The sequence below is a fragment of the Desmonostoc muscorum LEGE 12446 genome (assembly GCF_015207005.2).
Lineage (GTDB): Bacteria > Cyanobacteriota > Cyanobacteriia > Cyanobacteriales > Nostocaceae > Nostoc > Nostoc muscorum.
Genome location: NZ_JADEXS020000001.1, coordinates 2113114 through 2131763 on the forward strand (window position 1 = coordinate 2113114; position 18650 = coordinate 2131763).

General features: G+C 41.8%; 15 protein-coding genes and 2 tRNA genes. 3 read left to right on the forward strand and 14 right to left on the reverse strand.

Annotation, left to right across the window (positions count from 1 at the left end; translation table 11 throughout):
* Nucleotides 1-207: 207 nt before the first annotated feature.
* The 8 genes from IQ276_RS09210 to IQ276_RS40155 form a co-directional block, all read right to left on the reverse strand.
* Nucleotides 208-5907 carry a tetratricopeptide repeat protein gene (locus IQ276_RS09210; RefSeq protein ID WP_193913776.1) on the reverse strand — a complete coding sequence of 1900 codons (5700 nt, stop codon included), beginning with the start codon at nucleotides 5905-5907 and terminating at the stop codon, nucleotides 208-210.
* A gap of 39 nt (nucleotides 5908-5946) precedes the next feature.
* Complete coding sequence (locus tag IQ276_RS09215; protein WP_193913774.1) at nucleotides 5947-7248, reverse strand: P-loop NTPase fold protein; 1302 nt, start codon at nucleotides 7246-7248, stop codon at nucleotides 5947-5949.
* 409 nt (nucleotides 7249-7657) lie between these two features.
* The gene (gene fcmC, locus IQ276_RS09220) at nucleotides 7658-8140 is read right to left on the reverse strand and encodes a filament morphology membrane protein FcmC (RefSeq protein ID WP_193913772.1); all 483 of its coding nucleotides are present in this window, start codon (nucleotides 8138-8140) and stop codon (nucleotides 7658-7660) included.
* A 5-nt stretch (nucleotides 8141-8145) separates the two neighbouring features.
* Nucleotides 8146-9294 carry a filament morphology actin-like protein FcmB gene (gene fcmB, locus IQ276_RS09225; RefSeq protein ID WP_073641353.1) on the reverse strand — a complete coding sequence of 383 codons (1149 nt, stop codon included), beginning with the start codon at nucleotides 9292-9294 and terminating at the stop codon, nucleotides 8146-8148.
* 74 nt (nucleotides 9295-9368) lie between these two features.
* Nucleotides 9369-9506 (reverse strand): hypothetical protein, encoded by a 138-nt coding sequence (locus tag IQ276_RS09230; protein ID WP_235115542.1) that lies wholly within the window; start codon nucleotides 9504-9506, stop codon nucleotides 9369-9371.
* 26 nt (nucleotides 9507-9532) lie between these two features.
* On the reverse strand, nucleotides 9533-10156 hold the full coding sequence (locus tag IQ276_RS09235) for a DedA family protein (RefSeq protein ID WP_193913770.1): 624 nt from the start codon (nucleotides 10154-10156) through the stop codon (nucleotides 9533-9535).
* A 416-nt stretch (nucleotides 10157-10572) separates the two neighbouring features.
* The gene (locus tag IQ276_RS09240) at nucleotides 10573-11655 is read right to left on the reverse strand and encodes a Gfo/Idh/MocA family protein (RefSeq protein ID WP_190882654.1); all 1083 of its coding nucleotides are present in this window, start codon (nucleotides 11653-11655) and stop codon (nucleotides 10573-10575) included.
* 69 nt (nucleotides 11656-11724) lie between these two features.
* A complete protein-coding gene (locus IQ276_RS40155; RefSeq protein ID WP_255264318.1) occupies nucleotides 11725-11850 on the reverse strand; it encodes a hypothetical protein in 126 nt (41 codons plus the stop codon).
* A gap of 644 nt (nucleotides 11851-12494) precedes the next feature.
* Between IQ276_RS40155 and queC the strand changes: the two genes are divergently transcribed.
* On the forward strand, nucleotides 12495-13172 hold the full coding sequence (queC, locus tag IQ276_RS09245; protein WP_190882653.1) for a 7-cyano-7-deazaguanine synthase QueC: 678 nt from the start codon (nucleotides 12495-12497) through the stop codon (nucleotides 13170-13172).
* 145 nt (nucleotides 13173-13317) lie between these two features.
* Here the strand turns inward: queC and IQ276_RS09250 are convergent, their stop codons facing one another.
* Both IQ276_RS09250 and IQ276_RS09255 read right to left on the reverse strand, forming a co-directional pair.
* Complete coding sequence (locus IQ276_RS09250) at nucleotides 13318-14712, reverse strand: hemolysin family protein (protein ID WP_193923655.1); 1395 nt, start codon at nucleotides 14710-14712, stop codon at nucleotides 13318-13320.
* A gap of 107 nt (nucleotides 14713-14819) precedes the next feature.
* The gene (locus IQ276_RS09255; protein WP_193921839.1) at nucleotides 14820-15521 is read right to left on the reverse strand and encodes a hypothetical protein; all 702 of its coding nucleotides are present in this window, start codon (nucleotides 15519-15521) and stop codon (nucleotides 14820-14822) included.
* A 296-nt stretch (nucleotides 15522-15817) separates the two neighbouring features.
* Here IQ276_RS09255 and IQ276_RS09260 point away from each other — a divergent pair.
* Nucleotides 15818-15890, forward strand: a tRNA-Ile gene (locus IQ276_RS09260).
* A 239-nt stretch (nucleotides 15891-16129) separates the two neighbouring features.
* Here the strand turns inward: IQ276_RS09260 and IQ276_RS09265 are convergent.
* On the reverse strand, nucleotides 16130-16564 hold the full coding sequence (locus IQ276_RS09265; RefSeq protein WP_193921837.1) for a hypothetical protein: 435 nt from the start codon (nucleotides 16562-16564) through the stop codon (nucleotides 16130-16132).
* Nucleotides 16565-16665: 101 nt separating this feature from the next.
* Between IQ276_RS09265 and pyrE the strand changes: the two genes are divergently transcribed.
* A complete protein-coding gene (gene pyrE / locus IQ276_RS09270; protein WP_193921835.1) occupies nucleotides 16666-17289 on the forward strand; it encodes an orotate phosphoribosyltransferase in 624 nt (207 codons plus the stop codon).
* Nucleotides 17290-17441: 152 nt separating this feature from the next.
* Here pyrE and IQ276_RS09275 read toward each other — a convergent pair whose 3' ends face one another.
* The 3 genes from IQ276_RS09275 to IQ276_RS09285 all read right to left on the reverse strand — a co-directional run bounded on the left by IQ276_RS09275 (nucleotide 17442) and on the right by IQ276_RS09285 (nucleotide 18487).
* Nucleotides 17442-17669, reverse strand: coding sequence for a PIN domain-containing protein (locus IQ276_RS09275; RefSeq protein ID WP_193921833.1), 228 nt, complete (start codon nucleotides 17667-17669; stop codon nucleotides 17442-17444).
* Between the two features lie 271 nt (nucleotides 17670-17940).
* Nucleotides 17941-18120, reverse strand: coding sequence for a hypothetical protein (locus IQ276_RS09280; protein WP_193921831.1), 180 nt, complete (start codon nucleotides 18118-18120; stop codon nucleotides 17941-17943).
* Nucleotides 18121-18415: 295 nt separating this feature from the next.
* A tRNA-Thr gene (locus IQ276_RS09285) sits at nucleotides 18416-18487 on the reverse strand.
* Nucleotides 18488-18650: the final 163 nt, after the last annotated feature.

Sequence of the window (18650 nt, forward strand, 5' to 3'; positions counted from 1 at the left end):
GCAGAGTAAAAAAAGAATATAGTATTAATATGTAGTACTGGTATTCGGCTGTTTCAACACAAAAGCGATCGAATTTCTGGATGCAGAGTGCCTAGACGCCCAGTGACTTGTCGTCGTTATACAGCGCCTTTTGGCTCACAATTCAAATTCGCCTTCCTAGACTTTTGATATAGTATGTACGCAGGCTTGGTTTATGTAGCGCGAATTCTAGTTGCTAGGTATTCCAGTGTTATCCAGATTTGGATACATTAGCTGTTCTACCTCGGCAGCTTTTTCACTTAAATCAAGGTCTCTGTAGATTTGTAGACTTTCAGTGAAAAACTGGGTAGCAGTTACCTCAGTACCTGATTGATGATGCTGGAAGCGGTTGAGGTATATTTCGCCCAAGAGTTTACGAGCTGAAGCTTCTAGTTTCCGGCGATCGTACTCCTGAAAAACTTGGAGGGATTCTTGGGCTAGTTCTTCGGCTCGGTCAAGATTTTTTAAGACGCTGACTTCCAGATAAACACGGGCGATATCAAGAGCTTCATCTGCTCGATTTACTGTCTGCCCCAGTTCAGCAAGATATGTCAAGCCAGTATTGTAATATTCTTCAAATTGGGTAATTTGTTCTTGCAGTGATGAGTCATCAAAAGACGATAGGCGTAAGCGTTCTGACCAGATTAAGCTAAAGATAATGTAGTCGTAAGCAAGATTTTCTTTGTAGTCTCCTGTGGTGTTTATTTGGATGGCTTGACAGATATTTTGTTCAGCTTGCGTCAGTAAGTCAAAAGCTACTGCTCTATCTGAGGTATTTTTGGCTAGCAAGCGTTGGGTGTTACCAATTCTTCTATAACATCTAGCTACATCCTCACCTAAATCTAGTTGCTGGTAAAAGTTATAACTGTGTTGAAAATACTCTATTGCCTGCTCATATTTGTCCCAAGCTCTATAAATGCGTCCTAGCCAATAATAGGCATTAGCTATTTCGGGTTGGTTGTCTAGGGCTTGATTTAGCAAAAGATATTGTTTTTGACATTCAACTCCCTGTTCATATTTGCCCCAATTCAAGTAGCAATAAGCTAACCAGTCCCATTGAGTAGCCACCCCCTTTTCGTTATCTAATTTTTCGTAGAGGTCACGGCTTTGGTGGAAGTAGGCGATCGCTTCTTCGTATTTGCCCCAAGCTTGATAAATTCGACCTAGTTGATTGTAGCCATCTGCTACATTTGTTTGGTCGTCCAGTTGTTGACAGATTGCTAAATCTTTGAGTTCATATTCAAGTGCCTGCTCATATTTACCCCATTCTCGATAGCAACTAGCTAGCCAGTAACACTGGTTTGCTACATTCTTGTTTTTACCCAATTGCTCATAGAGGTCATGGCTTTGTTGGTAATGGACCATCGCTTGTTGATATTTGCCCCATGCTTGATAGATACGTCCTAGCTGATGGTATGCAAAAGCTACATCTGATTGGTTTTCTAAGTTTTGATGTTTTGCCAGACACTTTTGCTGACACTCAAGTGCTTGTTGATATTTGCCCCATTCCTGATAAGAATTACCCAACCAGTACCATAAGTTAGCTACATCTTTCTCTAAACTCAATTGCTCATAGAGTTCACGGGTTTGTTGGAAGTAGGCGAGCGCTTGTTCATATTTTCCCCAAGCTTGATAGATGCGACCTAACTGAAAGTAGGCACTAGCTATACCTGCTTGGTCTTCTAACTTTTGACATTTTGCTAAACACTTTTGCTGACACTCAAGTGCTTGCTCATATTTACCCCATTCCCAATAGCAAGTTGCTAAGTTGTACCACTGATTAGCTACATTCTTGTCTTTGACCAATTGCTCACACAGGTCACGGCTTTGTTGGTGGTAGGCGATCGCTTGTTGGTATTTGCCCCAACTTTGATGAATCCAGCCTAGCTGAAAGTAGGCACTAGCTATATTTGCTTGGTCTTCTAGCTTTTGACGTTGTGCTAAACACTTTTGCCCATACTTTAAAGCTTGCTCATATTTACCCCATTCTCGATAGCAACTAGCTAGCCGATAACACTGGTTTGCTACATTTTTCTCTTGACCCAATTGTTCATAGAGGTCATGGCTTTGTTGGTAGTGGGCGATCGCTTGTTCATATTTTTCCCAAGTTTGATAAATGTAACCGAGTTGAAAATACGCCAAAGCCACTTCTGATTGGTCTTCTAACTTTTGGCAAATTTCTAAATCCTTGAGTTCGCACTCCAAAGCCTCTTGATATTTACCCCATTCTTGGTAACATTGAGCCATGTTGTACCATCGAGCCGACACAGATTTTTGTTTTCCCAATTGCTCATAGAGGTCACGGCTTTGTTGGTAGTGGGCGATCGCTTTTTCATATTTTCCCCAAGCCTGATAGATAAGACCTAGCTGGTGGTATGCCAAAGCTATATCTGATTGGTTTTCTAAATTTTGACGTTTTGCCAGACACTTTTGCTGACACTCAAGTGCTTGCTGATATTTGCCCAATTCTTTATAAGAATTACCCAACCAGTACCACAAGTTAGCAACATCCTTCTCTAAGTTCAATTGCTCATAGAGGTCATGGCTTTGTTGGTAGTGGGCGATCGCTTGTTCATATTTTCCCCAAGTTTCATAAATTTTTCCTAGCCGCCAGTAGGCGAGAGCTATTCTGGGTTGATCATCCAACTGCTGGCGAATTAGTAATTCTTTTTGCTCACATTCAAGTGCTTGTTCATATTTATCCCATTCGCAATAGCAATCACCCAACCAGTACCACAGGTCAGCTACATCCTTCTCTAAACCCAATTGCTCATAAAGGTCACGGCTTCGTTGGTGGTAGGTGATCGCTTGTTCATATTTTCCCCATTTTTGATAAGTTCTACCTATATTCCAGAGATCGTTTGCTTCATCTTCAGACTTGCAAAACTCTTTGTCTATAGCTAATGCCTGCTGGAAGCATTCTAGTGACTGCTCGTATTTGGTGTGTAAACGATGACAAACACCTCGATTTCTCCAAAACAGCAAAAAAGCAGATGGATGAATGTATATAGCTAGTTTTTCAAAGCATTCCTGATAGTAGTCAATTGCTCGATCAAATTTATCTTGTTCCTGGTAACAAGTTGCAATTGACCAAGCTATGTAAGCACTGAGACTGCTATTTTTCTGAACATTTATTTGTTCTAGAAGCTCAACAGCTTTGGCATAATTATCTGTACGAATATAAGATATTGCCGTGAGGAAAGTTAATGCTTTTTGAGAGTCTTGATTGCTGCTATGATTTTGCCGACTAAATTCTAGAGCAGGTGTCATATCTTCACCTAGTTCTTTAACCAATTCTCTAAGACGACAAAATATAGTAGGCTCTAGCTGATTCACAATATCGATCGCGCGACTAACTAATAATGCTCCTGATTCACCACAAGCAATATAAAGAATAGCTACCTGTGCTTCTATCCGTCTCTTCTCAGTAATTATTGAATCACTAGCAAATTCTTTCAATTGTTCTATAACTTCACCTTTCTGGTTAAACAATTCAATTTGGCGTAGCAGTCTCAGCAGTTGCTTAGTTATATCATCATCAAAGTCTGTATCCAAATTAAGATAGGTTAAAATTAACTTCTGAATTATCTTTTTACGAGTACTAGGATAAACTTCAACTTGAGTTAAAACTTCCCCAGCAAACAATAAATCTTTTAACCGTAATTCAGACTGTTTAGAGTTAGTAGTTATTAATTCTTGCTCGGAACCTGACCAAATGATAATCGCATCCTGGGAAGATGCATTTTTTATTTTTAACTTCCCACCTTGAATTGCAGGTTCATAAACTTCAAGATTGCTGAAAAGCTGCTCTACTAGCCTATTAACCAATTTACTAGAATTGCTATACGAACCTAAAGCTAGTAAAATCGGCTCATTCCAACGTGGCTCATGCAAATGCTCGCGGATGATTTTTAAGATATCGCTTGGCTCATTATCAGCAATATAAAGTGCAGCAAAATACTCTTCAAATGTCAGGTGCATAAAACCGTAGATTCCAGGCGCACGTTCGACAAATAGACCTGTAGTTTCCCGCACCTTCCGCAAAAATTCCTGCACGGCTTGGCGTACTGAGTCTGATTCTGGGTCAGTAGCATTGAGTTCTGCTAGCTTTGCTGCTAACTGTTGTTCAACTTCTGTTTCGGTGACTAAACCAGAGGGCTTCTCCTCATGCATCCAGTAAGCGAGCGGTGCTAAAAATGCTACTACTTCATTTTGCTTCAGCAGCACTTTCGGAGCATCTGGCAACTTCTTTCCTAATTGCCAATCTTCGCTCAAGGTTTGCACTGCTAATTCATAAAGTTTTACCCGACGGTTAGGTAGGCGATCGCCATTGCGGTGAATCAGTGCCAAGATTGTCAACAGTAGAGGGTTCGCTGTCAAGCGCTTTACACCCTCATTGTCTTTAATCGCCTCTAAAATCTTCCTTGCTTGATCATCTCCTGCTCTTTGCCATTGCGCCTCACTAGCTTCTGGCTGCTGCGCTCGTTCTATCGCCAAACACCAGCGATGCAGAAATTTTTCTACTTGTTCGCTACCCATATCCTCGATAGTGAACTCAGCAAAGCGGCTGCTCAGTTTCACATCGCGGTAGCCAGCTATCCGACTGGTAATGACAAACTTATTAGTAGAGAAATCATTGACAAAGCGATCGATTCTTTCCACTATCAGCCTGCGGCTTTCTTGTTCAAATACCTCATCTAGTCCATCCAGCAGCATTAAGCACTGCCCTTGGCGCATTTTTTCTAGAAGTAGCACTGCCATCTCAGTTCCCGCTTCAATTTCATCTTGAAAGTAAGCTTCCCATTGGCGGTAGAATTGGCGCAGATAGTCGAGCAGACTCAAATCAGGTTCTTGTTGCAATCGTTCTGCATAATCAGCAATGCGAAAGAAAATTGGTAACAGAGCTTTACCCAATTCTTCTTGGGGTTCGCCACCTGTAACTTTTTCATTGCGATCGCGTTTGGCTGTGGCAAAATGTAATGCCAGATAGCGCAGTAGCGTTGTTTTCCCAGCACCAGGAGCGCCAAGAATCACGCAGTACTGGTTCTCCCGCACTGCATGGGATAAATCAATTCTTTGTGTAACTGTTTTGGTGCTGCTAGTGGGTATTGAACTTAATAAAACTGGTTCGTAATGAGAAGGTTCGTCTAAATCGTAGAGGCCAGAGATGCTCATGCTCAACCTATGTTCGGCTTTGCGAAATGTAGTCATCTCTTGGTCTAGTTTCGAGGTTTCTGTAACCTCCTGTCGCCTGACTGCTTGTAGTGAAATATAAATTTGATCCAGAAAAATATCTACTTGGCGCTGGACTTGCATCACACCGCTGATTTTGAGATAGGAATTCTCAGCTATCAACCACTCCAGATAAGGATAAAACAGAGAATTTACTGGCGGACGTGCCTGAAATTTCACCAACTTACCCCGCCAATCCCAAAAATCAGGCGCACGGTTACGAAATTCTTCTAAAAATTCTTCTTTATTCAGCCAAAAAATTATGACTAATTCGCGATCAAATAACGAATCTCTCCCTAAATTCAACTGCTTCATTTCTTGTTTGAGGCGTGATGTAGGCAGTTGATCGATTCCAAACGCCATTAATAATTGGCGTTGATTTGGCAATTTTTTTTGTTCTGTTTCATTTAAACTGTAGATAAAATTATATAGTGAGTTATCGCTGTAAAAAAAGTTTTTAGGTTCATTAAATTCCTCAACCCTAGCTGCTAAAAGAGACTTCACTTCCTCTACCACTGGATGTTGCGGCCCACTTTCGGGTGCAATGGCAAAAATCGTCGTTGTCCCACTAGATAATTCTAGGAAGCTAACTAATTTGTTTACTTCCGCTATATCATTTGCATTTAGAGAATAGATGTTAGATTCGTTAGAAGCCATTTTTCATCGATGAATAATTGCTGACTATAAGAGAAAAATCTATTGATTATTGGGATTAGCAGCTTGCCAACGTTGTAAATCTTCTAACAGAATAGGATTGATATCAAACCAGGATTTTTTATTGCGATTGTAATAACCTAATACAAATTTGTTTTGCAAAAGCTCATCACAAATCACAAACTGACCTTTATTAGGCAAACTATGGGTGTTAGTAGTTAAGCAACCTGTGCGATGAACTTTATCTAGTTCGGGGAAATGGTAGTCACTTAAATTGTATTCTCTGCGGACTTCTTGCACAGCCTCTTTAGCAACATCTAAGTCTACAAATATCAAATTTAGCCTTAAAGAAACTTCACAAGCGGTACGAGCCAGTCGCACCAAATCACGCATGACACCACCACTCTTTTCAGAAATGAGTTCTAGCGCATCTGGATTAAATAAACCTTTATATGCATCACCCAAACTTACCAAACGCTTATGAATTACACTATTAAGAATGTCTCTACCAGGCTCATTAGGAATTCTAGTAGGACATAAATTTTCATCGCACTCAAATACTGGTGGATTAGTTAAATCTAAGCATTTTTGAAAGCTTTCCATCGGTTGACGAAAGCTCGGAGAATACCTCAGTGAAATCGGAATTGCATAGATAATATGACAACTTAATTGAGTCAGCAGTGGACTAGCGAACATTTCCAACGCTGTCGCTTGATCGTGCCGGTCAAGACCATCTACAATCACCAGTAATTTCTGCTTGTTTCTTTTTTCAGCAGCTTCTATGATGGCGTTAACTCTCTCAATGATTTTACTAAGCTGCGGACGAATGTTGAGAGTTGTAGTAACTTTTCTAGTTAAACCTTGTTTAAGAATTAAACCTAGCTTTTTAATAATTTCTGGAACTTCAAGACCAGTATTTTCAGCGTCTTCATCTTGATAAACTACAGTTTTGAGGCTTTCAAGTAAATCATCTAATAAATCCTCTTTTAAACCCCATTCTGGTTGAATAACCTTTTCAAAAATTTTAATTCCAATTAGTACTACAACCTCAGCATAGCCAATATTGTACTGGTCAAGAGCAGTTACAGTATCAATCCAAATTACTGTATATTTATTATTCAAATTTTGTTCTAATCGTCGTAATTCTGTAGTTTTACCACCACCCCTGTGACCTGCTAGTAAAAATTTAGCTGGGTCGTCTTCCATATCCAGGAAAGTGATTAAATTCTCTACAGGACTGTTATCTCGCTGGACATAAAAATTTTTCAGGTCTTCGGGTGTAGTAAGTGGTTCCTCTGGCTTAAAAAGCTGGTAAGCAGGCTTCCAAAAACTGGTATTACTCATGCTGGTAAATCCTAACTGAGGTTAAACGGTGTCTTGGCTTACACTTGTTTATCTCAGTATAACTGAGTAATTTACTGCTATAGATTGCGATGAAGAAAAACCTGACACCACACTCCAAAACAAGATTTTATGCCACTTTTTCGGCATAAAGGAACAATTTATAAGTTACCTTAGAGCTTAAAAATTGTGTATTTCTATTGATAAACCTTATTTAAAGTGCCGATCGCACACTAAAAATGTATGCGTGATCGCTTTTTTCCCAAACTTAATTACTTGCAAAGACGCAAAGCGGCTGAACGCCAAAAATCCTATTTATAAAAAATATATATAAACATTAATAATCCTTAATAGTAAAGACTATTAAGGATTGATGACAGGAGCAAAAACTGCTCAAAAACTTGATTTTTCCTTAAAAATCATCGAGAAACTGACTAAGGCGGCTGATTACAGGGTCAACCTCTTGAGGAGGAGCAGGAACAGTATAAGAAGTATTATTGACTACTTCTACTTGACTTGGAGACTGAATTAGCGATCGCTCATTGACTATGAGTGCCAATTGTGCAACTTGTTGAGAAAGTTGCAGTAAATGGTGTTCCAACGCCTCCAAACGATTAGATCCCTTGGCAAAAAAACGTTCCTCAAGGCCAGCTACTTGACGTTGCAGCTCACCGATTTGTTGTTCAATCGGTGTTGTTGCTGCTGCTGTTTTTGGAGCAGGTCGTACAGATTCCGGTACACATAAAGATTGCCACAGGGCTTCTTTACATAGGTCACTGAAAGTTTTTTCGGGTTGTTTCTCCAAATAACTTTCCACTTGCGCTAACAAGCTTTCATCAGCAAGCCCTGGGTTGAACGTGACGGATTTAACTACCTTTTTTGACCATTGGAACATTAGTTTTAAGCCCTAGCAGCGCGAACGGCAGATAATTGCGCCTCTCCATAAATATACTGCCCCAAAGCATTCGCCTGCCTAGAAGGTGCAGATAAATGAGCATTAATCTTTGCTTCCTTGAGCAGACGTTGAACATCTTCCCAGAAAAACTCACCGCCGCCACCAGTCAGAATCACATCGGTGACGCGTTCTGGTAGCCAAGCTAGCACACGGCTACAAATTTCCCGTGAAAACATCTCAATGAGATTCGGCAGAAAATCGTCTAGGTTGGCAGGCTTGCTAGCACCTTTAGGGCGGTAAAACCGTTCACCTTTGGGTTTGTTAACAGCGGAAATGAGCGCTAGAGATTGGCTATCTGCTCCGTCAATTTCAGCGGCTACCAATTCATAAAACTTATTCATACCGAAGTCTTCACTCTTAGAAGCACCTCTGGCAAAGCGGAAGTTATCTACCATCAAAAGATCAACGGTTTGATGTCCGATATCCACGATCGCCACCGATATTTTTGTAAAATCGGGACTGCCGGGACTTTTCTTTGGTTGGGCTTCAGACCACAGCAAGCTACCGTAGCCTTCTGGCATGACCCAAACCTTATTGACGTTCAGCGACACAGATTCGCCTCGAAAGTTTAACACATGAGGCCCACCTACTTGGCTGATTAACTGTGCTTTTTCCTTTTCAAATTGCTCTAAAGAAAGAAAAGGCAGACCCAGGACAACTGAAATATCGTCTCTGAGTTTGAAGTAGCCAGCACTTGCTAACACTTTTATCAGTGCAGCCTCTACCTTAGATTGCCCTACTCCTAAATTCGCCCCAAAATCTGCTGCTAGTTGACCTACAGCATATCCATTACCTTGATACTCCAACCACAAATCCATTAAAGGGTCAGTCGCGCGGGCTTCAAAAACACCACCGCGTACCTGTTCTATTGACATTTGCTTGACGTTGGCAGGTACGAACACAACACTACCGGGTTCGCGGCTCACACAAGTCTTTGTGGAAGTTCTGCCTAAATCAACACTCAGAATGGTTTTCCCTGAAGTCGTAGCTGGCTTGGCAGTATTAACAGCATTTATGGGAGTCGATGCCGATACTCTATTCATCGGTATGGCAGCGGCATTAATTGGGGTGGCGGCGGAAGGTTGGTCTGTCATGAAAGCTCCTAGTTCTAACTTAAATGTAAAAAGTTGTCATGCTCATCTTACAAAAATGCGAGCAACCAGAAATTCTAGGTTGCGTCAAGTGTAGCTAGAAATACGCCAAAAATTAATTCTGGCGATACCTCCGGTAAGCTCTGCCAACGCAAATCTAGTATTATTTGGCATAGTGTAGGCGAATTTTGGTCAGATGTAACCCCTGCTTTCACTGCTTTCAAACCAAAAGCGCCCCTGTTTATCTTCTGGTGCGTCTGAGCTGGCGCTTGAATACCCAGAAAACAAATGCTAAAACCAAACCCCCAAGCACAATTTTGGACACAGGAGCAAGGTACTTATCCACAAGTTCATACTGACTACCCAATATGTATCCTGAGTATGTTAGCAAACCCACCCAAGCAGCGCTACCTAAGGTACTGTAAAACAGAAATGGTAGCAAGTGCATATTGCTGATCCCCGCAGGAACAGAAATCAAAGTGCGGATTCCTGGTACAAGGCGACCAATCAATACTGCTTTGTTACCTTGTCGGTCAAACCAGCCTTTAGCCTTAGTAATATCTTTACTGGATATGGCCAGCCATTTACCATATTTGTCAGCCCAAGCTTTCAAGCGCTTTTCGCCCAAAAACTTACCTGGATAGTACCAAACAAGTGCGCCCAACACAGAACCCAAAACTCCTGCGAAAAACACACCAATGATATTCAGCTTTGCCCCTCCTGGTTGATATGGGCTTGCTGTAAATCCAGCCAGTGGCATAATCAATTCTGAAGGAATGGGTGGAAAGAGGTTTTCTACGAACATCAACAGGGCGATTCCCCAATAGCCCAAAGAGTTGATAGTGTTAGTTATCCATTCAAGCATTGAGTCAATTCCTAAAAATTACTGCACTAGTTTTTTATTGGGCATTGGGCATGGGGCATGGGGCATGGGGCGTGGGAAGAAGCAGGGGGCAGGGGGCGGGGGGCAGAGGGGAAGATTTTCTCTCCTGCTCCCTGCTCCCTGCTCCCTGCCTCCTCATCTCCCTCATCTCCCTCATCTCCCTCATCTCCCCACTCCCCACTCCCTGTTTTCAAACTAGGTTTTGTTTTCTAAATAATTTAGATCCCCCTTAGCCTGCTTTTTCAAAGGACTAAAAAGGATCTAAAGATTTGATGGCAAATTGGAAAGCACACTCTAGGGTTCTGTTCTAGGATATAGGGTATTGGGCATTGGGTATTCGGTATCAGGCATTGTTTATTCCCCCCATCTCCCCATCCCCCTCATCCCCTTGTCCAGTTCTAGGCTGTCGGAGTCAATGATTGTACTCTTGGTTCCGATTGCCAGTCTAAGGGATTCCAAACTCTGTCTTCCAATGCCATCTGCTCAATTAAGCTGGCCAATCTCAGGGCTTTCAGAGCTTGTTCACCACCTACTGAGGGTTGATTGCCACCATGTACGCAGTTGACAAAATGTTCCAATTCTGCACTCAGAGGTTGAATATTGCTGGTGTAGACTTTTTCAATCACCCCATCCTGCCTGTAAAGTACTTGTCGATGGTCGTTAAGAGAGTTAGCATTTGTTTGTCGGTGAATCAAAATTTCATTCTTGAGAAAATCTGCCTCAGTGAATGAATTTTTGCAGTGGGCAACAATCCGGCGAATTTTGCGGTGAGTGACTTTACTGGCAGTCAGGGTGGCGACTATACCATTAGCAAAGCCCAGGGTGGCAGTTACATAATCTAAATAACCGGAATCTAGGGCACGAGTACCGCTAGCGGTTAATTTGGTCACTGGAGAAGCTGCTAATTCTAAAAGTAGGTCAATGTCATGGATCATTAAATCCAGGACAACCGAAACATCGTTTGCTCGGTCTGAGTAAGGACTCATGCGATGTGCTTCTAATGCCAGTAATTCTTCTGTTTTCAGGACTTGGCTGAGTTCCCTAAATGCTGGATTGAAGCGCTCAATATGACCTACTTGGAGGATACATTGAGACTCAGCTGCCGCATTTACTAGGGATTCTGCTTCAGAAATACTGGCTGCGATCGGTTTTTCAATCAAAACATGAATTCCCGCTAACAGACAGCTAATGCCCACAGCGTAATGCAGCCGGGTGGGAACAGCAATACAAACTGCTTCCACCAGGGGTAGCAAGTCACAGTAGTCTTCAAAAAAACGCACTTTGTACTTGCTGGCAGTTTCTAACCCTCGTTCGACGTTAATATCTGCTACACCGACTAGTTCAACATCTTTCATTGAACTCAAGACGCGAGCGTGGTGTTGTCCCATGTTACCCACCCCAATCACGCCTATGCGGATCGGTCGTGGCTGGTTGCGCTGTGTATATGGATTCGGTTCTGCCAGTGACATACTATTTTGCACTATTATTCTCTCCTCAACCACCAAATTTAGAGACGCTACGGCCGTTGGCCTTTATACAAAGAAAGCCAGTTACGATCCGTCTAAAACCATCCAGATGGTAACATAGAGCCTATGTTTATGAAGAATTTCAAAGTTTGCGATCGGTTCCCGCAATCCAGCTATCTTTTGTATAGATAGTTCGGCTTTGGTTTGCATTTTGCATTTTCTAGAAAAAAATGTGTGTCTTTTTATTAACTTTAGAATATTCGGTAAGACTTAAGTATGAATTCTCTAAAATTCTAGGGATCGCTTTCTTGTGCTTCGATTTTCCTTAAGGCTACAGTTAGGCAATTAATTAGCATAGCAATTTTGGATTTTGGATTTTGGATTTTAGATTGTTTTGGGGTTCAGAGCAACCTCCTTGGTAGACAGAACAAATCCAAAAGACGCCTGTTCCGAGCCTGGTTCTGGCTTAGCTGCGCTATTGTCAATCTAAAATCACTGAGCAATCTACCCTTATAGTCTCTTTCAATCCTAAATTCCCAATCTAAAATTGATTAGCAGCATTAAAATTACAAGATAATAAACCAGTAATACTTATGCTTTTTTTACCAAAAAATGGTATTGGTAATTACTGCTGCTGATTAGCTGAAACAGTTTTTGGATGATTATTTGCAGCATCAGTCGTAGACATCGCACCGCTTTTTGAGAGAAACTCGTATGGATTGTTTCTTTTGAATATCTGGGGTGCAAAGGTGTTTACAATCACTCACAGAAATTAAGGAGTATTTTTGCCATCGCTTGTTGGCATCTTGTTGAAGCGTGATTTAGCGATTTGAAATCCCAAATTTGCAACCGAGATGAAAGCTGTAATTCTCTTATCTGGGGGATTGGACTCTTCCACAATTTTGTATAAAGCTAAGGCTGATGGCAATTCATGTCATGCTATTTCTTTTGATTACCAGCAGCGACACCGACGAGAATTACAGTCAGCCTTGCTCGTTGGTCAAAAAGCTGGGGTCGTAAAACATCAGGTGGTTAATTTTGATTTACGACAATGGGGCGGTTCGGCACTTACAGATGATGCTATTGATTTACCTCAAGAGCGTTCCCTGGATGAAATGGCTCAAAATATTCCTGTTACCTATGTTCCGGCTCGCAATACGATCTTTTTAAGCTTTGCTTTGAGTTACGCCGAAGCGATCGCAGCTGAACGTGTTTATATTGGCGTCAATGCCTTAGATTATTCAGGATATCCTGACTGTCGCCCCGATTATATCCAAGCTATGCAAGAAGTTTTTCGTCTGGGAACTAAACAAGGGCGTGAAGGACAACCAATTAACATTGTTGCACCCCTGATTAACCTGAAAAAAACCGAAATCATTCAACTAGGCAACCAATTGGGAGTTCCTTGGGAGCTAACTTGGTCTTGCTATGCCGGTGGTGATGTTGCCTGCGGTGTGTGTGATTCTTGTCGTTTGCGGCTAGCAGCTTTTGCCGAATTAGGACTCGTCGATCCAGTGGCTTATAGTTTTTAAGTGAGGAGTGAGGAGTGAGGAGTGAGGAGTGAGGAGTAAAAAAACTCCTAACTCTCAACTCCTAACTCTCAACTCCTAACTCTCAACTCCTAACTCTCAACTCCTAACTCTCAACTCCTAACTCTCAACTCCTAACTCTCAACTCCTAACTCTCAACTTCTAACTCCTCCAACCGTCGCAGTTGAATTTGATGTAGGCGTGGTCCCATAACTGACACCACAGTGAATTCAAGATTTTGATAATGGAAGGTTTCGCCTTTGGTCGGAATTTTCTGTAACTGATACAGCAAAAAGCCTCCCAGTGTCTGGTATTCTCTTGTCAAGGGTAAATCGAGATGCAAAACCTCGTTGAGGTCTTCGAGATTGATTTGTGCCTGCACCAGAAATTTATCTTCGCCTAACATCTGGATTAGCAAATCGTCGTTGTTTTCAGGAACGCTGGCGTCGCCAATGATTTCGGCAATGACATCTTTGATGGTCACCAGTCCTACGGTACCGCCAAATTCATTGACCACCATGACCATAGCTGGTTTTTCTTGCTGCATCATCGGCAATAGTTCACTCAAGGGGGTGTGTTCTGGAACAAACCGAGCCGGACGCATCCAAGGTTGAATTTGTGTCTCTAAGGTTAGCTTGCCTACAGCTAAAGGTTGTGCCAAATCTTTAAAATAAACAATGCCGCGAACATCGTCCAAAGATTCACCAATCAAGGGATAGCGGGAATAACCAGTAGCAGCCATTTCCTTGAGTAATGCCTGGAAAGTAGCATCTTTTGGCAGCGCCACAATACTGGTGCGGGGGATCATCACAGCTTGAGCCATGACATCCCCAAACTCAAAGACATTATTGAGCAGTTCTCGCTCCGCACGCTGTAAACCAGTAGAACCCCATTCTGTAGAGATAATCACTTGCAATTCTTCGGGAGTTACAGGTGGTCTCCAGCCTTGACCTGTGTATTCAATACCAAAAAGTCGCAACAAACAACGAGTTGATTGGTTGAGAATCCAAATGAAGGGGTTGAAAAAACGAACGATCGCTTTTACTGAAGGCCCTAAAAACCGAGCTAGCTGTTCTGAATACAGCATAGCTAATGATTTAGGACATAATTCCCCTAAAACAATTTGCAAGTAGGCAATTAAGAAAAAGGCAATGGGAATTGATAAGGAATGGGCGATGAAGGTAGTCATTCCAATGGGTAGAGGCCAGGATTTTAACCATGCATTCACCAGGACGACAATTGTACTTTCTCCAATCCATCCCAGAGCCAAGCTAGAGAGTGTAATACCTAACTGGGTGGTAGATAGCAGTCGGTCAATACTGCGTTGTAGCATCTCCACAGCTCTTGCTGGAACATCCCCAGCTTTAACTAGCTGGTGAATACGCGATCGCCGCACGCTCACCATCGAAAATTCCGCTGTCACAAAAAACGCATTTATGGCAATCAGCAGTAAAACTGACAACAATCGCAGCCCCGCCTCCGTCCAAATTAAATTAGGAAAACCACTCACCGCCAAAGCTCGTGTAAAATTCACGCCCTCCATTTAGGGGGACTGGGGACTGGGTATTCGGTATTGGGTACTAGGAAAGAATGTCTCAGTCCCTAATCCCCAGTCCCCAGTCCCCAGTCCCCAGTCCCCAATACCCCGTCCTACCTTTCTACAGGAATATTCAATGCCTCTAGCTTTAATTCTTGAGCAGGATAATCAGTCAAAGCAAGTGATATTTTCTTGACATCATCAAGCAAAGCTGTGGGAATGCTCACTGTACCTGAAAATGCTGGCCCATTGACAGGCAATTCTGTTGGTAAACCTTCTGTACTAGCGCTCAGGGTTCGTCCTTTATCATCGGTAACATCTAAAAAACTATACAAGAAGCGGACAGAATCCTTACCTTTGTTCTCCATTTTTACTTTCAAAAGCAAATCACCACCAGAGTAGCGGGCAGATTGCACAGACATGGTTACGCCTTCACTCTGGGCAACCACTGGAAAACCTGGCTGGGGTTTTTCCTCAACCACTTCTTTTGGTTTTTCCTCTGGCTTCTGTTTGCTGGTATTGGTTTCTTCATCATCTTCCTCTAGCTTTTCGGATTTAGCAGCCTTGGTCTTACCCTCAATTCGCGCCTTGACAATTTTCAGGATCTCTTGCTCTTTTAATAGCACTACCCCTCCCTGTTGGGAGTTATTTGCTTTACTGCTGGCAAATTTAGTTGTGGGACGCCCATCTGGTGTACTCACGCCTTTGAGGGCTGAACTTCCCAGTTCAAACCCCAAAAACGCGCTCACAGAACCTGCTCCCATCATCAGGATTAACAAAATCAAAGTAAGAAGTACAGTAGAATTTATTTTCATCGCTGACAAGCTAATGCATAAGAATGCTGGTTTTTTAAGAAGAATGAAGCTTGACGCCGCAATCCTTAAAGGAACTTAATCAATATTAGTTTGCACTATTTCATGATTAGATTATGTAGTATAAAAATCTGGTTAACTATTGTCGAGTATTCACAAGCATTAAATTTGTGCTAAAATCAGACAGCTTGCTAAAATTAAGTACGTAAGCCACTGTACCTCACTATAAAATTAGCAAATAAAATTAAGTTAAGGGTTTAAGTAATTTACTCACGCAAACCCTAAGTCCAACAAAATAAGCGCCTTTGGCCGATTGGGGAGGCAACGAACTCATAATTCGTCTTCAGGCTGGTTCGATTCCAGCAGGGCGCACTAACATTAGGGACTTCCAATGAAAAAAATGTCCCATCGTAGAGGCGCACAGCTGTGCGCCCCTACAAATGTACAAATAATTTGGGATAATTTATTTTTTGGAAGCCCCTTATCAAAAAATAGAGGGGAATGGAAAAGAGGACACGGGGACGCGGGGACGCTCTTACGCGGAGATAGCATTTGATTGTTTCCTTGCTCCCTCATCTCCCTCATCCCCCTCATCTCCCTCATCCCCACTCTTACCGGGGTGGTAAAGTTTCAAACCTGAATTCAGTTCCGACTCTGAGCTTGTTGGCATTCAAGCGAGGAGACATCATTAGCGATGTGTCATAAGGATTTGGTAAATCAGGTGTGCGAATATAGGGATCGTTGCCTGCTTGCTGAGTCAGGGCATCGTGATATAAAGTATTAACCAACTCAGCATCACGAGCTATTTCATTTTCTGGGAAAGAACCACCAAAACCGGAACCAGCGCCGAAAAATGAGTCTAGTTGGCGCTTGAGGCTGCCATTTTCGTAGAAATTGCGATCGTGTCGAAAAAATGCCCGTTCAAATACATCACTTGTAGTTTCACTTTTAGGCGTTTGTGTTTGGGCGGCTACTACAGAGGGAAAAGCAATACTAGCAGCAAGCAGGATTAATAAACCACCAAAGGTTTTTAATTTTATACCCACGTTCCTTACTCCTCAACTTTTTGGCGAATCTTAATTTATGCTTAATTTGAGAACTCTGATAAGTTCAACCTTTGGTGTAGCACAACTTTTAATGTTTTGTAATGACGTATCCTACTGAAACTCTTACCCCTTCAAATATTTGGGCAACCACACCTGATTTGACTAACTTACGCCACAACCTATTAGATTTATTTGCTCAACTGGCTTATCAAGAGGGTGATTTCGTTCTCGCCTCTGGGCTACGTAGTTCTTATTACGTGAATAAGATGCAGGTAACACTCCACCCCCAAGGAGCTTTGGCGGTTGGACGGTTGCTGTTTCCTTTACTACCTGTAGATACTCAGGCTGTAGCAGGTTTAACAATGGGAGCTGATCCACTTGTCACAGCAGTGAGTGTGGTTTCTGTTTATGAAAATCGACCGATACCAGCGCTGATTATTCGCAAGAAAGCCAAGGGTTATGGGACAAAAGCTTATATAGAAGGCCCGAATTTACCAGAAGGTGCAAAAATTGTAGTTTTGGAAGATGTTGTCACAACTGGGCAATCTGCTCTAAAAGCAGTTGAGCGTCTTCAAGGAGCAGGTTATACCGTTAGTCAAATAATTACACTGATAGACAGGCATCAAGGGGGAGCAGAGTTGTACCAGTCAGCGGGGTTGAAGTTTGAAGCGTTATTTTCGATTGAGGAAATTCAGGAACGCTTCCGACAACTGGCCAATTCATAAACAATAGGATTTATACTAATTCGTAATTACAAATTACGAATTGGTAGCAGTTCTGAATAGAACGACAGAATAAAGTAAAGCTGAGGATAGAGGTAATTCAAAGCTTTACTAAACCATGCGATCGCACAGCAGAATTATTCCTACTGTTGATGTTATGTGACCGAGATCGCCACAATTTGCTGCCCGCTCAAATCATCATTTTTCAATAAATTACTAGAAACCTCATTTACAACCTGTGTACTAATAATTATTCCTTCAGCTTCCGTGATAGTAATAGCAATATTACGCTTTCTTTCTCTTTCTACAATTTCTATTTTTTGGTCGTCAAACAAACGATAAAACCAAACATTCGTATCAATGAATGATGCACCAGATATCATAATTATCGATTGTAAATTTCCTCACGGCTGATAAATCCATCCACTAGCACAGGATTCTCTGTCAATTCATCAATTATGTCTCTTTTTCGAGACGATTTTTTCTTCACTAAAACAATTACCTTAATATCATCTCCTTCACCGAGTTATTGTTTGTACTGATCGGGAATTTGAATTGAACTATTTTTAATTTTTGCTTGAAATTCGACTGCATTCAGCATATTTAAGGACTCTTATATGGACAATATAAATCAATTATAACCTCATGTTTTCATCACTCGTCTCTTTCCAATGCTTGGATGAATTCAAATTTAAAATTATTCGGCACACCACCGATATCTGCCATGAGTTTTTGATGCTCTGCTAACATATAAGTAGGTCGGCGTAAATAATTATTGTTGGGATAAGGCAGAGAGCAGGGGGAAAAGTTTGAGCCTTGTTTACTTTTATTCACACAGTTTGATTTTATTGTGCCGACTTACCTAGCAAACACCAAACCCATATAGCAATCCGATAGCGAAGCGGTAGCGAGTCATCGAGCGTCTTTGATTTGGAGAATCACTCGTAAAGGTAAGGGACTGGGGACTGGGCACTGGGGACTGGGAAGAAGGAATAAAGGTGTACCTAGCTTCCTAAAAATCAAATATGAGTCCTATATGTTCAAAGCCAAATTAGCTACTAAAGGACATTAATTTGTCAACATGGAGAAATAATTTGACAATCGGCAAATAGACATATTGTAGATTTAAAGCCAGCAGTCGGATTTGAACCGACGACCTTCCGATTACAAGTCGGATGCACTACCACTGTGCTATGCTGGCAAGTTTGGCGTAGGCGTAGCCCACCGTAGGTATCGCTCTCGATTAGCAACCACAATTTCTAATTGTACCATAATAAAACTATTTGTCCAGAGGCGATCGCTAAAAAATATCTGTCTGGAAAATGGGGAGTGGGGGAGGAAGCCTTTTTGATGTTTTGTTGTGG

Coding starts and splice junctions, on each gene's coding strand:
- fcmB (WP_073641353.1), bottom strand. CDS start 9,294: ATGACAGACCAACCTTCCGCCGCCACCCCAATTAATGCCGCTGCCATA.
- IQ276_RS09275 (WP_193921833.1), bottom strand. CDS start 17,669: ATGATATCTGGTGCATCATTCATTGATACGAATGTTTGGTTTTATCGT.
- IQ276_RS40155 (WP_255264318.1), bottom strand. CDS start 11,850: ATGCAAACCAAAGCCGAACTATCTATACAAAAGATAGCTGGATTGCGG.
- IQ276_RS09235 (WP_193913770.1), bottom strand. CDS start 10,156: ATGCTTGAATGGATAACTAACACTATCAACTCTTTGGGCTATTGGGGA.
- queC (WP_190882653.1), top strand. CDS start 12,495: ATGAAAGCTGTAATTCTCTTATCTGGGGGATTGGACTCTTCCACAATT.
- pyrE (WP_193921835.1), top strand. CDS start 16,666: ATGACGTATCCTACTGAAACTCTTACCCCTTCAAATATTTGGGCAACC.
- fcmC (WP_193913772.1), bottom strand. CDS start 8,140: ATGTTCCAATGGTCAAAAAAGGTAGTTAAATCCGTCACGTTCAACCCA.
- IQ276_RS09215 (WP_193913774.1), bottom strand. CDS start 7,248: ATGAGTAATACCAGTTTTTGGAAGCCTGCTTACCAGCTTTTTAAGCCA.
- IQ276_RS09255 (WP_193921839.1), bottom strand. CDS start 15,521: ATGAAAATAAATTCTACTGTACTTCTTACTTTGATTTTGTTAATCCTG.
- IQ276_RS09210 (WP_193913776.1), bottom strand. CDS start 5,907: ATGGCTTCTAACGAATCTAACATCTATTCTCTAAATGCAAATGATATA.
- IQ276_RS09250 (WP_193923655.1), bottom strand. CDS start 14,712: ATGGAGGGCGTGAATTTTACACGAGCTTTGGCGGTGAGTGGTTTTCCT.